General features: G+C 71.0%; 12 protein-coding genes and 1 pseudogene. 9 read left to right on the top strand and 4 right to left on the bottom strand.

All coding sequences use genetic code 11. The features are described 5' to 3' along the window. Positions 1–19 precede the first annotated feature (19 nt). Both CIB93_RS03150 and CIB93_RS03145 read left to right on the top strand, forming a co-directional pair. Positions 20–2,411, top strand: a pseudogene (locus tag CIB93_RS03150) (phosphoketolase). A 64-nt stretch (positions 2,412–2,475) separates the two neighbouring features. Beyond that, the gene (locus CIB93_RS03145) at positions 2,476–3,435 is read left to right on the top strand and encodes a D-2-hydroxyacid dehydrogenase family protein (protein WP_096623807.1); all 960 of its coding nucleotides are present in this window, start codon (positions 2,476–2,478) and stop codon (positions 3,433–3,435) included. 24 nt (positions 3,436–3,459) lie between these two features. Here the strand turns inward: CIB93_RS03145 and CIB93_RS03140 are convergent, their stop codons facing one another. Next, on the bottom strand, positions 3,460–4,575 hold the full coding sequence (locus tag CIB93_RS03140; RefSeq protein ID WP_096623805.1) for a chemotaxis protein: 1,116 nt from the start codon (positions 4,573–4,575) through the stop codon (positions 3,460–3,462). 118 nt (positions 4,576–4,693) lie between these two features. Here CIB93_RS03140 and CIB93_RS03135 point away from each other — a divergent pair, with 118 nt between their 5' ends. The 3 genes from CIB93_RS03135 to glsA all read left to right on the top strand — a co-directional run bounded on the left by CIB93_RS03135 (position 4,694) and on the right by glsA (position 7,172). Further along, positions 4,694–5,188, top strand: coding sequence for a DUF1269 domain-containing protein (locus tag CIB93_RS03135; RefSeq protein WP_096623803.1), 495 nt, complete (start codon positions 4,694–4,696; stop codon positions 5,186–5,188). A 75-nt stretch (positions 5,189–5,263) separates the two neighbouring features. Further along, positions 5,264–5,809 carry a hypothetical protein gene (locus CIB93_RS03130; protein ID WP_096623801.1) on the top strand — a complete coding sequence of 182 codons (546 nt, stop codon included), beginning with the start codon at positions 5,264–5,266 and terminating at the stop codon, positions 5,807–5,809. 13 nt (positions 5,810–5,822) lie between these two features. Beyond that, positions 5,823–7,172 (top strand): glutaminase A, encoded by a 1,350-nt coding sequence (gene glsA / locus CIB93_RS03125; RefSeq protein ID WP_096623799.1) that lies wholly within the window; start codon positions 5,823–5,825, stop codon positions 7,170–7,172. 7 nt (positions 7,173–7,179) lie between these two features. Here the strand turns inward: glsA and CIB93_RS03120 are convergent, their stop codons facing one another. Continuing rightward, a complete protein-coding gene (locus CIB93_RS03120; protein ID WP_096623797.1) occupies positions 7,180–8,016 on the bottom strand; it encodes an endonuclease I family protein in 837 nt (278 codons plus the stop codon). Positions 8,017–8,251: 235 nt separating this feature from the next. Between CIB93_RS03120 and CIB93_RS03115 the strand changes: the two genes are divergently transcribed. The 3 genes from CIB93_RS03115 (at position 8,252) to CIB93_RS03105 (ending at position 11,015) form a co-directional block, all read left to right on the top strand. Further along, positions 8,252–8,464, top strand: a complete 213-nt coding sequence (locus tag CIB93_RS03115; protein WP_096623795.1) for a hypothetical protein — start codon at positions 8,252–8,254, stop codon at positions 8,462–8,464. A gap of 115 nt (positions 8,465–8,579) precedes the next feature. Next, entirely contained in the window at positions 8,580–9,734 is a 1,155-nt protein-coding gene (locus CIB93_RS03110; protein ID WP_096623793.1) for a methyltransferase, read from the top strand. A 102-nt stretch (positions 9,735–9,836) separates the two neighbouring features. Further along, complete coding sequence (locus CIB93_RS03105; protein WP_096623791.1) at positions 9,837–11,015, top strand: acyl-CoA dehydrogenase family protein; 1,179 nt, start codon at positions 9,837–9,839, stop codon at positions 11,013–11,015. A gap of 258 nt (positions 11,016–11,273) precedes the next feature. Here the strand turns inward: CIB93_RS03105 and CIB93_RS37380 are convergent, their stop codons facing one another. Both CIB93_RS37380 and CIB93_RS03100 read right to left on the bottom strand, forming a co-directional pair. Beyond that, positions 11,274–11,483, bottom strand: coding sequence for a DUF4158 domain-containing protein (locus tag CIB93_RS37380; protein ID WP_143659979.1), 210 nt, complete (start codon positions 11,481–11,483; stop codon positions 11,274–11,276). Between the two features lie 226 nt (positions 11,484–11,709). Continuing rightward, positions 11,710–12,108 (bottom strand): DUF302 domain-containing protein, encoded by a 399-nt coding sequence (locus CIB93_RS03100; protein ID WP_096623789.1) that lies wholly within the window; start codon positions 12,106–12,108, stop codon positions 11,710–11,712. Positions 12,109–12,261: 153 nt separating this feature from the next. On the opposite strand from CIB93_RS03100, the gene CIB93_RS03095 reads away from it, so the two are divergent. Then, positions 12,262–13,620: a rhodanese-like domain-containing protein gene (locus CIB93_RS03095; protein ID WP_096623787.1), complete on the top strand. Its 1,359-nt coding sequence runs from the start codon at positions 12,262–12,264 to the stop codon at positions 13,618–13,620. Positions 13,621–13,658 lie beyond the last annotated feature (38 nt).

The raw sequence follows: 13,658 nt of genomic DNA, 5'->3' as shown, positions 1-13,658 counted from the left end.
CGACGAGGAGACCTGCCCCGTGAGCGACACCTCCGCCCCGTCCGCGCCCCCCGGGCTCCCCGCCGAGGAGCTCGCCGCCCTCGACGCGCACTGGCGCGCCGCCAACTACCTCGCCGTCGGCCAGATCTACCTGATGGCCAACCCCCTGCTGACCCGGCCGCTCGTCCCCGAGGACATCAAGCCCCGGCTGCTCGGCCACTGGGGCACCTCGCCGGGGCTCAACCTCGTCCACACCCACCTCAACCGCGTCGTCAAGGCCCGAGACCTGAGCGCGCTGTGCGTCTGGGGACCCGGACACGGCGGACCGGCCGTCCTCGCCAACGCCTGGCTGGAGGGCAGCTACTCCGCGACCTACCCGGACGTCGGCCGGGACGCCGAGGGCATGGGCCTGCTGTTCAGACAGTTCTCCTTCCCCGGCGGTGTGCCCAGTCATGTCGCGCCCGAGGTCCCCGGCTCCATCCACGAGGGCGGCGAACTGGGCTACGCACTCGCCCATGCCTACGGGGCCGCCCTGGACCACCCGGACCTGCTGGTCGTGTGCGTGGTCGGCGACGGCGAGGCCGAGACCGGGCCGCTCGCCGGGTCCTGGCACGCGAACAAGTTCCTCGACCCCGTCCACGACGGCGCGGTCCTGCCGGTCCTGCACCTCAACGGCTACAAGATCGCCAATCCGACGGTGCTCGCCCGGCTGCCCGAACAGGAGCTGGACCAACTGCTGCGCGGCTACGGGCACGATCCGCTGTACGTCACCGGCGACGACCCGGACGCCGTGCACCGGGCGCTCGCCGCCGCGATGGACACCGCCCTCGACCGCATCGCCGCGTACCAGCGGGCCGCCCGCGAGGACGGGACCACCGGACGCCCCCGCTGGCCCATGATCGTCCTGCGTACCCCCAAGGGCTGGACCGGCCCCGAGGAGGTCGACGGCCTCCCCGTCGAGAACACCTGGCGCTCCCACCAGGTCCCGCTCTCCGGCGTCCGCGACAACCCCGAGCACCTGCGGCAGTTGGAGGCCTGGCTGCGCTCCTACCGTCCCCGGGAGCTCTTCGGCGCCGACGGGCGCCCCACCGAACAGGTCCTGGCCTGTGTGCCCGAGGGGGACGCCCGGCTCGGCTCGACCCCGTACGCCAACGGCGGCCTCCTCCTGCGGGACCTCCCGCTCCCCTCCCTGGAGGACCACGCCGTACGCGTAGACAAACCCGGCACCGTACTCCACGAGCCCACCAAGGTGCTCGGCGGTCTCCTGGAAAGCGTCATGGCCGCCACCGAGGGGCGCAGGGACTTCCGGGTCGTCGGCCCCGACGAGACCGCCTCCAACCGGCTGGACGCCCTCTACCACGCGACCGGCAAGGCCTGGCAGGCGTCCACCCTGCCCACCGACGAACACCTCTCCCGCGACGGCCGGGTGATGGAGGTGCTGTCCGAACACCTCTGCCAGGGCTGGCTGGAGGGCTATCTGCTCACCGGACGGCACGGTCTCTTCTCCAGCTACGAGGCGTTCGCCCACATCGTCGACTCCATGGTCAACCAGCACATCAAATGGCTGCGCACCTCGCGCCGACTGCCCTGGCGCAGGCCCATCGCCTCGCTCAACTACCTGCTGACCTCGCACGTCTGGCGCCAGGACCACAACGGCTTCTCGCACCAGGATCCCGGCTTCGTCGACCACATCCTGAACAAGAGCTCCGCGGTCGTCCGCGTCTACCTCCCGCCGGACACCAACACCCTGCTCTCCGTCACCGACCACGTCCTGCGCAGCCGGGACTACGTCAACGTCGTCGTGGCCGGGAAACAGCCCACGTTCGACTGGCTGACCCTGGAGGAGGCCCGCGCCCACTGCGCCCGGGGGGGCCGGGACCTGGGAGTGGGCCGGGACCGAGCACGGCGGGCGGGAGCCGGACGTCGTCCTCGCCTGTGCGGGAGACGTGCCCACCCAGGAGACACTGGCCGCGGCAGGCCTGCTCCGCCGTCATCTGCCCGAACTGGCCGTACGTGTGGTCAACGTGGTCGACATCGCCCGGATGATGCCGCACGAGGAGCATCCGCACGGCATGCCGGACGCCGAGTACGACGCCCTGTTCACCCGCGAGAAGCCGGTGATCTTCGCGTACCACGGCTACCCCTGGCTGATCCACCGGCTCGCCTACCGCCGGGCGGGCCACCCCAACCTGCATGTGCGCGGCTACAAGGAGGAAGGCACCACGACCACGCCGTTCGACATGGTCGTACGCAACGACCTCGACCGCTACCGGCTGGTCATGGACGTCATCGACCGCGTGCCGGGACTGGGCGTCCGCGCTGTCGCCGTACGCCAGGCGATGGCGGACGTGCGCACCCGCCACCACGCCTGGATCCGCGAGCACGGCACGGATCTTCCCGAGGTCGTGGAGTGGCGGTGGGACGGCGGCTGACTCCCGGCTCGGTCTGATGGGCGATCATGGACGGCGACACCCGCCCCGACGGAGAGAGCCTGCCATGAAGCTGCGCTGTGCCGTGATAGAAGACTTCCAGTCCGTGGCGACCACGGTCGTCGACTGGTCGCCCGTCACCACCGATGTGGAGGTCGTGACCTTCACCGGGCATCTCGCCACGGAGGACGAACAGGCCGCGGCCCTCGCGGACTTCGACATCGTGGTCACTCTGCGCGAGAGGGTGCCGTTCCCGGCGGCGCTGTTCGCCCGGCTGCCCCGGCTCCGGCTGCTGGTCGCCTCCGGCATGCGCAACACCGTCATCGACTACGCGGCCGCCGAACGGCACGGCGTGGTCGTCTGCGGCACGGCCAGCTCCTCCACCTCGCCGCTCGAACTCACCTGGGCCCTGCTCCTCGGCCTGGCCCGCGGGATCGTCCCGGAGAGCGAGGCCATCCGCACGGGCGGCCCCTGGCAGTCCACCCTGGGCGCCGATCTGCACGGCCGACGGCTCGGACTGCTCGGACTGGGGAAGATCGGCGGGCGGATGGCGCAGGTGGGCCGGGCCTTCGGCATGGACGTGCTGGCCTGGAGCCAGAACCTCACCAAGGAGCGGGCCGAGGAGGCCGGAGCCGCCCTCGCCGCCTCCAAGGAAGAGCTGCTGGAATCCAGCGACTTCGTCTCCGTCCACCTGGCCCTGAGCGACCGGACCCGGGGCCTGATCGGTGCGCCCGAACTCGCGCTGATGCGCCGCGGCGCCTATCTGATCAACACCTCCAGGGCGGCCATCGTCGACCAGGACGCCCTGCTCGCGGCCCTGCACGCGGGCGCCATCGCCGGGGCCGGGGTCGACGTGTTCGACATCGAACCCCTCCCGGCCGACCACCCGATGCGCACGGCCCCGCGCCTGCTGGCCACCCCGCACCTGGGCTACGTCTCCCGCGCGAACTACGAGCTCTACTACGGCCAGGCCGTGGAGGACATCCGGGCGTTCCTGGACGGCGAGCCGGTCCGCCGCCTCCCGTAGGTCCTGTCGCGCAGGGGGGCGTCCTCAGTAGCGCAGCGCCGCCGCGATCCGGCCGTGGCCGTCCAGCGAGCCGTCCTCGACGAACACCACATCGGCGCCGCCGTCCAGCGCGGATTCGACCAGTTCGTCGACGACGTCCTCGCGGACCTGCCCGTCCGCGCTCTGCGTCGTCCCCTCGGGCACCGGCTCCAGGTGCTCGTCGGTCACCCGGGCGGTGGCCTGGAAGTGCTCCTCGACCGCCACCAGACCAGCCCGGCCCTCCCGGACGGCGGCCCACACCTCGTCGAGCCCGCCCGCGAAGGTATGGGCGCTGCGGGCATGGTCGAGGCGGGTGTCGACCTGCGCGGCCGCCTGCCGGGCGCCCTCCGCGAGGGCGGGCCGCAGCTCTCTGAGCACCTCGGCGGGCGGCAGGTCGGCCGGAGCGCCCTTGGCGACCCGGCCGACGGCCGAGGCGGAGGCCGCACCGACCTCGTCCAGGAGGGCGAGGGCCGGTGCCAGGCCCATCAGATACAGCGGCCGCGGATCGTCGGCGAGCACCGCGCGCAGCTTCTCGTCGACCGTACGGAAGAAGTTCCGCGTCTCCTCGTCGGTGAAGGTGCTCGGGGTGTCGCCGATCCGCTCCTCGCGCTGCGGGTTGGGCGGCTCCTTCGGGGCGGTCAGCGGGAAGCCGCCCGTCTCCTCCGGCCGGATGCCGTCGCCCGTGCCGATCCACAGCGTGGCGTGGTCGGCGGCGAGCGTGAGTACCCGGAACGGCCGGGTCTGGGCCTTGGCCGCGACGAGATTGCGGGTGAGGAAGGTGTCGCTGAACACCACCCGTTCGGGCGCGACACGCGGGAGCCGCCAGATCCGGTACTCCTCGGTGGTGGCCAGGATGACCAGGGAGTCCAGCGCCCCGCGCGGATCCACCTCGGCCGCGGCCCGCTCCAGCTGGGCCTGGAGCGCGGCCCGGACCTCGCGGCTGACCTCCGGGTCGGCCTCCAGGCGGTGGCCCGCCTCCGCCATCAGGTTGCGCAGCCGCACGGGGTCCTGGGCGTTGTCCGGGGCCTTGCGGTGGGTCGGCATGGTCAGGGACAGGGCCGGATAGGGCCGGGTCGCCCGCAGCTCCCGCAACAGGTCGGCGGTCAGGGCGTCCGTATCCATCGTTCCCTCCCAGGGCTCGACCCGCTCCCGTATGAAGCGGATGCTTCGACGAGTCAATTCATACCTTTTGATCCTAGTATGAGCGAGTTGGTGATCATTGGCTGCGGAGGTGCGCGCGATGTCCACGCTCACGGTGTGGAAGTTCCGGACGGCCGAGGGCGCGGAGAACGTCGAGGAGGCGCTGAAGTCCCTGCAGAAGGAGGGGCTGATCAAGATCCTCGACGCCGCGGTGGTCAGCTGGCCCGCCGACCGGGCCAAGCCCAGGACGAGGCAGCTGCTCAGCCTTGTCGGCGCCGGAGCCCTCAGCGGCACCTTCTGGGGCATGCTCTTCGGGCTGATCTTCCTCATGCCGCTGCTGGGTGCGGCCATTGGTGCGGCCGCCGGGGCGCTGGGCGGAAAGCTGGCCGACGTCGGCATCGACGACGACTTCATCGCCGAGGTCAAGGAGAAGGTGACCCCCGGAACGTCGGCGCTGTTCCTGCTCACCATGAACGAGGTGCCCGACCGGATCGGCGCTCAACTGCCCGGTGGCGGCGCCGAACTGCTCCACAGCAACCTCGACACCGAGCGCGAGGCGAAGCTCCGCGACATCTTCGGCGACGAGACGGCGTGAGGGGGCACGCGCTCGATCGCCCCCCAGTCCGACGCCTTCCCGATCTTCTCTCTCCTTCGATTGGACGGACCGTCCGTGAAAGCGAACCTCCCCGCGCGCGCCCTGACCCCCGTCGTGGCCGTCGCCCTTCTCGCCGCCGGTGCGGCGGCCTGCGACTCCGACATCAGCGGCCAAGGCACCAACCAGGGCGTCCACACCCTCACGCCCGAGTCGCCCGAGGCGCACGCGTCGCCGTCGGAGTCCCCGAGCCCGCGCACCCAGCAGAGCTTCGCCGCCTCCGTGTCCGCCGAGTCCGAACGCGTGCGGCAGGAGGCCGCCCAACGGCTCGAAGGGGTCGAGGGCCGGGGCAACGCGGCCGGTGACGTCTCGGTGAACGGACTGCCGCTCACCGCGTCCGAGGAGGTTCGCAGCGCGCTCGTCCGGGTCACCAACTCCACCGACGAGCCCGCGTTCTACGCCGTGAAGGTGGAGTTCGTCGATGCCGAGGACAAGGTCCTCGACACCGTCGTCGTCGGCGTTGAGGACGCGCCGCCGGACCGCACGGTCAGCCTCCAGGCCAACAGTCGCGAGGCCGCCGGGGTGAAGACCTTCCCCCGCGTCGCCCAGGCCGAGCGCGGCTGAGGGGGCGGCGAAGATGAGCGCCGTCGACGCGGTGACCGACTCGCTCCAGCGGCTGCACGCCGAATTCGTGGCCGTACGGGACGGGAAACCGGCCGACTACATCCCCCAGCTGACCCACGCCGACCCGGACACCTTCGGACTGGCCCTGGTCAGCATGGACGGGCACCGCTACAGCGCGGGCGAGGCCGAGACTCCTTTCACCCTCCAGTCCGTCTCCAAACCATTCATCTACGCTCTCGCCCTGTCCCTCCTCGGCCTCGACGAGGTGAGCCGGTGGGTGGGCGCCGAGCCGAGCGGTGAGGCGTTCAACGCCATCAGTCTGGAACCCGGCACGGGCAGGCCCGCCAACGCCATGGTCAACGCCGGGGCCATCGTCACCACCGCCCTGATCCCCGACGCCCCCGACGCCCCCGCCTTCGACCGGATCCTGCACTGCCTCGGCCGCTTCGCCGGACGGGAACTGGACGTCGACGAAGAGGTGTTCACCTCCGAGTCCATGACCGGTGACCGCAACCGGGCCCTGGCGTATCTGATCCGTTCCACCGGCACCATGCCGGTCGACCCGGTGCTGGCGGTGGACCGCTACTTCCGGCAGTGCGCCATCCGTGTCACCGCCCTCGACCTCGCCACGATGGCCGCGACGCTCGCCTACGGAGGGCTGAACCCGGTCACCCGGACGAGGGTCGTCTCCGACGAGGTCGCCGCCCGGGTCCTCGCCGTCATGGCGACCTGCGGCATGTACGACGGCTCCGGCGACTGGCTGCTGCGCGTCGGGCTGCCCGCCAAGAGCGGTGTGTCCGGCGGCCTCATCGCGGTGGGCCCGGCCCGCTTCGGGGTGGCGACGTACAGCCCACCGCTGGACGCCACCGGCAGTTCGGTACGCGGTCACGCCGCACTGGAGGCGATGTCGGAACGCTACGGGCTCCACCTCATGCTCAACCCCGCGCTCCCCGGTTCCACCGTCACCCTCGTCACGACCGCGGACGACCTCCCCTCAGCACCCTCGGCCGAGCGCGAACGGGTCCTGCACGAACAGGTCGGCGTCGTCGCCGCCCAGGGGTCCATCGACTTCACGGCCGCCGAGCGCGTGCTGTACGCCCTGGACGAGTCGGGGCCGGACGGCGGCTCGGTGGTGCTCGACCTGCACGACGTCACCTCCGTCGACTCGGTGGCCCTGGGGATGCTGCACACCGGCCTCGCCCGCCTCGCCTCCGACGGGCGCCGCGCGGCGGTCGTCGATCCGCGCGACCTGCTGGGCCCGCCGGACGTCGTACGGCAGGGGACCGGCCAGGACCTGCCCCGCTACGCCACCCGTGTGGAGGCGGTCGAAGGGTGCGCGCGGGCCCTGGCCGGGGAGGGCTGAACCGGGACTACCAGATGGCGCCGACCCACTCGGGGTGATCGATGAACGGGTTGCGGTTGTGCTGGAACCGCTCGAATATGACGTCGTTGCGGCGCTTCTCGAAGGCGTCCGGCGGGTCCTCCTGGCTCCACCGCTTCAGGACGGACAGCCTGCCCATCCACGGCGTGGAACCGTTGTTCACCCGGTCGTTGGGTTCGAGGTCGGCGAAGGCGTCGTTGCCCTCGTAGCGCACGGCCATGTAGAGGATCATGCGCGCGACGTCGCCCTTGACCGCGTCGCGCGGCTCGAAGGAGTCGCCGTCGGTGAAGTTCCCCGGTGCGGAGCCCAGTTCGCTGCCGCCGTTGTCGAAGTCCTTGTTCCCGCGGATGGAGTTGACCTGGACGTCCTCGGGGCGCAGATGGTGGATGTCGGTCCCCGGACCCCTTGCGGTGCCGAAGCCGCCGTGGGACTTGGCCCAGACGTGCTCCCGGTTCCACTGGCCCGGATTGCCGCCGTTGTCGTTCTTGGACCGGGAGCGCCCGGTGTAGAGCAGGACGACGGCAGAGGGGTTGGCGGGGTCCTCGTCCGTGGCCTTGAGGGCGTCCCACACCTGGCTGTAGGAGAGCTTGGTCTGGTCGCTGATGATCGCGTGCAGGGCGGTCTTCAGCTCGGCGCCGGTCTTGCCGAGGGCGTCCTGGTAGTAGGTGTCATCGAGGGTGGCGGAGGTGGCGTAGGTGGCGGTGTAGGGTCCGGGCGCTGGGACGGCGAGGTTCGCCGGGGCCGCGGCCGCGGTGCCGCCGAGTATGGCGACAGCGGCCACCGCGGCCGACAGCGGACGCGCGTAGAGCGAATGACGACGGGACATGTGGGGTGTCCTCTCCGGAACACTGGCACCGCGACGAGAACCCTGGGTGGGGGCGCTGACGCGGCGGCCGTGCGGTAGGTGGTCAGCGGGGAGCGTCGCACACGCACCGTGCCGTAGGTGTGAACACGGCGTATCTATCATGTGCAGGTCAAAAATCGGGTTCGTGTCGCCCGTGCCCCTCGGATGCGGCCGGGTGTCCGCGGGGCGAGAATGACCGAAAGGACGAGGAGGCGGCATGAGCGAAGAGCCCGAATCCGTATCCGCAGCCATGGCCGAGGCGCGGCGCGTCACGCCCGACCGGCTTCTGCACACCGGCGCGAGCGACCGGCCGAGCGCCGAGGACCTGGTGCTCGCCTCGGGGCGGGACCTGACACCCCGGACGCTGGAATGGGCGCGGCGCAAGCTGGCGGTCGAGGGCCGGTCGGCCCTCGACAAACAGCTGCCCTGACCGGGCCGACCGGTGCAGGGAGTGTGCCGTGGGCCGTACGCAGAAGGCGGGCGCGGCCGGTGAGCCGGGGAGCGTGTGGGGCGCCCCCGGTTCCCTCGGCTAGCCTGAGTCACATATGAACCGTCTGACGACCTCACAGGGCGCTTTCGAGCTCGCCCGCTTCCCCGAGCACCCGCGCGATCCCTTCCGGGCGTGGGACGCTGCCGACGAATACCTGCTCCGGCAGCTGACGGACCCCGAGGCGGGCCCGGTCGACCTCTCGGGCACGGTCGCCGTCGTGGGGGACCGGTGGGGAGCGCTCGCCACCGCGCTGGCCGCGCACCGGCCCGTCCAGATCAGCGACTCGTACCTGGCCCGGCGCGCCACGCTCGCCAACCTCGCGCGCAACGGCCTGGACGCCGGCGCCGTACAGCTGCTGTCCTCGCGCGACACTCCGCCGGACCGGATCGACGTCCTGCTGATCCGGGTGCCCAAGTCGCTGGCGTTCCTGGAGGACCAGCTCCACCGGATCGCCCCCGCAGTCCACCCCGGCACCGTGATCATCGGCACCGGCATGGTCAAGGAGATCCACACCTCCACGCTCAAGCTCTTCGAGCGGATCATCGGCCCGACCCGCACCTCTCTCGCGGTGCGCAAGGCGCGGCTCATCTTCTGCACGCCGGACGCCGGGCTGCCGCGTACGCCGAGCCCCTGGCCCTACCGCTACGAGCTGCCCGCCGACGTGGGCCCCGTCTCCGGCCGGACCGCCGTCAACCACGCCGGGATCTTCTGCGCCGAGCGCCTCGACATCGGCACCCGCTTCTTCCTGAAGCACCTGCCCACCCGCAACGGGCCCGTCCGGGTCGTCGACCTGGGCTGCGGCAACGGCGTCCTCGGGCTCTCCGCCGCGATCGCCAACCCCGAGGCGCACGTCACCTTCGTCGACGAGTCCTACGGGGCCGTGGCCTCCGCCGAGGAGACCTTCCGGGCGGGTGCCCCGGACGGCGCGAAGGCCGACTTCCTGGTCGGCGACGGGCTCGACGGGCTCGCCCCGGGCAGCGTGGACCTGGTGCTGAACAACCCGCCGTTCCACTCCCACCTGGCGACCACCGACGCCACGGCCCGCACGATGTTCGCCGGCGCACGCACCGCGCTGCGGCAGGGCGGTGAGCTCTGGGTCGTCGGCAACCGCCACCTCTCGTACCACACCCATCTGCGCCGGATCTTCGGCAACTGCACCACGGTCGCGGGCGACCCGAAGTTCGTGGTCCTGCGCGCCGTCAAGCGCTGACGCCGAACCCCCGCGTCCCGGCCCCTTCCGGATTCTTGCAACACGTTCTACTGTGTGCGCCGCCGTACACGCGCGACGCGGAAGCGAGACTCTGGAGGGGCCGTGCACCTCGAATACACGCTTGAGCAGCAGCAGTTGCGTGCCGAACTGCGTACGTACTTCGCGACCCTGGTGCCCGACAACGCCTACGCACGCTATGCGGAACCCGCGGCCCAGAAACGCTTCTACCGCGAGACCGTCCGCAGGCTGGGAGCCGACGGCTGGCTGGGGGTCGGCTGGCCGAAGGAGTACGGCGGCCGGGGGCTGACCCCGATGGAACAGTTCATCTTCTTCGACGAGGCCGCCCAGGCCGGCGTCCCGCTGCCGCTGATGGCACTGAACACCGTCGGCCCCACGATCATGCAGTTCGGCACCGACGAGCAGAAGGCCCGCTTCCTGCCCGGGATACTCGCCGGGGAGATCGACTTCGCGATCGGCTACAGCGAACCGGACGCGGGCACCGACCTCGCCGCCCTCAAGACCCGTGCGGTCCGCGAGGGCGACACCTACCTCGTCAACGGCCAGAAGATCTGGACCACCAACGGCGACACCGCCGACTGGGTCTGGCTCGCCGTGCGCACCGACCCCGACGCCCCGCCCCACAAGGGCATCACCATGCTCCTGGTCCCCACGAGCGACCCCGGCTACTCCTGCACCCTGATCAACACCCTCGCCTCGCACGACACCACGGCCAGCTACTACGAGAACGTGCGCGTCCCCCTCACCCACCGCGTAGGCGAGGAGAACAAGGGCTGGCGGCTCATCACCAACCAGCTCAACCACGAACGCGTCACCCTGGCCGCCCACGGCACGATGGCGGTCCGCGCCCTGCGCAACGTCCAGTGCTGGGCCGCCGACACCAAGCTCGCCGACGGCCGCCGGGTCATCGACCTCGGCTGGGTCCGCGCCCTCCTCGCCCGCACCCACACCCGCCTGGACGCGATGAAGCTGCTCAACTGGCAGATGGTCACCGCGCTCCAGGACGCCACCCTCACCCCCCAGGACGCCTCCGCCGTCAAGGTCTACGGCTCCGAGGCCCGCCGCGACGCCTACGCCTGGCTGATGGAGATCGTCGGCTCGGCTGGCCCCCTGAAGGAGGGCTCCGCCGGAGCGGTCCTCCACGGGGAGCTGGAACGGGGCTACCGGTCAGCGGTGATCTTCACCTTCGGCGGCGGCAACAACGAGATCCAGCGCGAGATCATCTCCTGGATCGGGTTGGGGATGCCGCGCGTACGGCGGTGAGCGCGGGTGATGGGGCTCTTTGGCCGGCGCAGGAGCGGGATGGTCGCCTTGGACACGCTCACGCCGTAGACCTCGGCCAGGCGGGCGGACAGGCTCGCTCCCTTGTCCCACGCCGCCCCGGCTTCGGGTGCGGCGCCTCGTCGTTCACGGATCACGCCTACCGGACGCCATGTCGTCAGCGATGCCGGTCCCGGCAGAACTCGCGGCCGACCCACGGTCGCCTCGCCAGTGTCCGCTCTGGGAGAGCCGGACCAGCACCTACGCGGTTGCCTGGTCATCGGTGGTGACCAAGGGGAGCCCTCCACGTGCGTCCACGCACGCCCATGCGGGGAGGTACGGGGAAGTCTCGCCCCACGCCGGATCGTCGTACGGGTGGTAGCCGTAGGCGTCACGGATCTCCCACGCGTGGTTGTACGCCGTCTTGGGCTGAAGCCCAGTCGGTGATGCTTCGTAACGACTGGGGCGCATGACGGCGAGAACAGGGAACAGGACCGTCACCCAGCCCGGGCAGCACGAGGCCGTCCGCCCGTTGCGCGGCTGTACACCTGGCTGTATGCCGAAGAGGCGAGCGGACGTCAGGCAGTGGGCAGAGCTGGGGCTCGTTGTGCCCGGACTGGTGATCCGTCGGAGGCCGCGTCGACTGCGGACCCGGGCGGGCGCGTGACCGTCGTCGGCGGCCCGCCCGGTGATGGGGTTATGAGTGTGATGCCCTGACGGAAGCGAGAGCCGCATCCAGGCGCAGGGCGACTTCGTCGGCCACGGGGCCCATGCCCTCGATCCCCGTGAGGGTGACCATGGTCGCTGGGTCGATTGCCTGCACCAGTACGCCGTCGCCGTCCTTCCGGACCACGATGTTGCAGGGCAGGAGAAGCCCGATCGTCCGGTCCAGCTCCAGTGCCCGGTGCGCCAGGGAGGGGTTGCAGGCTCCGAGGATCAGGTACGGCTCCATGTCGTGTCCGAGCTTGGCCTTGAGCGTGGCCTGTACGTCGATCTCTGTGAGGACGCCGAAGCCCTGGTCGGCCAGGGCTCGACGGACAGCCTGCACGGTCTCCTCGAACGTGTCGTCGACGCTCACAGTGCGGTCGTAGGCCATGGATCTCCACCTCGTTCTCACGTCATCGGAATGCCCGACGGGCGCGGTTCGCGCGTGGCGGTCGCCACACTTCGAAATATACCCCCGGGGGTAATGGTGTTACGGTGAACAACATACCCCCCGGGGTAATTTTTCGTCGGAAGGAGACTTTCCGTGTTCTTCGTTGAAGCCATCGAGCTGGAGGGCCTGGGCAACCGCAGCTACCTCACCGGCGGCCGTCGGACGGCGGTCGCCGTGGATCCGCCCCGTGACATCGACCGGGTGCTGGCCGCCGCGGCCCGGCGTGGTGTGGCGATAACCCACGTGGTCGAGACACACATCCACAACGACTACGTGACCGGCGGTCTTGAGCTGGCCCGCATCACCGGGGCCGCCTACCTCGTTCCGGCCGACGCACACGTGTCATTCGCCCGGACCGCCGTGTCCGACGGCGACACCGTCATCATCGACGCGGAACTGACCCTGACTGCGGTAGCGACGCCCGGGCATACGCCGCATCACACGTCGTACGTGCTGAGCGAGGCGGGCCGGCCCGTTGCCGCGTTCACCGGTGGCTCCCTCCTCATCGGTACGGTGGGGCGGCCCGATCTCGTGGAGCCACGCCTCACCGAGCAGCTGGCCCGCTCCCAGCACGCCTCCGCCCGCCGCCTCGCGGACGCACTGCCGGATGAGACCGAGGTGCTGCCCACCCATGGATTCGGCAGCTTCTGCTCATCCGCCCAGGCCGGCGGGGAATCGACCACGATCGGAAAGGAGAAGGCCGCCAACCCGGCACTCACCATCGATGTGGACACCTTCGTCGCCGAGCTGTTGGCGGGCCTGGAGGACGTGCCCGCCTACTACGCGCACATGGGCCCCGCCAATGCGGCTGGTCCCGCACCCGTGGACCTGACCGCGCCGGCCGTCGCCGATCCCGACGACATCGCCGAGCGTCTCGCGGCGGGGGAGTGGGTGGTGGACCTGCGCAACCGCATCGCTTTCGCCGAGGGGCATGTCGCGGGGTCGTTCAACTTCGAGGCGGACGGCAAGCTCGCCACGTACCTCGCCTGGCTGATCCCCTGGGGCAAGCCGGTGACCCTGCTTGCCGAGTCGGCCGAGCAGCTCGCAGCGGCCCAGCGGGAGCTGGTGCGCGTCGGTATCGACCGCCCAGCCTCCGCCGCGACCGGCGGTCCCGCGGACTGGCTTCGCGCCGGCGAGAGTCCCGCGTCCTTTCCCCGTGCCACGTTCGCCGAACTGGCCGGTCAGAACCGGGGCCGGATCGTCGTGCTGGACGTACGCCGCTCATCCGAACGTGCGGAGGGCTGGATCGAAGGCTCGGTCCACATCCCGATCCACCAGGTCCACCGCCGTATCGACGACGTGCCCGACGGCACGGTCTGGGTGCACTGCGCCGGCGGCATGCGCGCGGGCATCGCCGCTTCGCTGCTGGACGCGGCCGGGCGGGACGTGGTGGCCGTGGACGACGGCTTCGGCGCCGCCGCCGAGGCCGGACTGACCATCGTCACCGGCTGAACCGGCGAAGGTCCGGTCGAACTGAACTGGATCACTAG

It is taken from the genome of Streptomyces sp. WZ.A104 (assembly GCF_002382885.1).
GTDB lineage: Bacteria > Actinomycetota > Actinomycetes > Streptomycetales > Streptomycetaceae > Streptomyces.
This window is presented reverse-complemented; position numbering and strand designations above follow the sequence as displayed.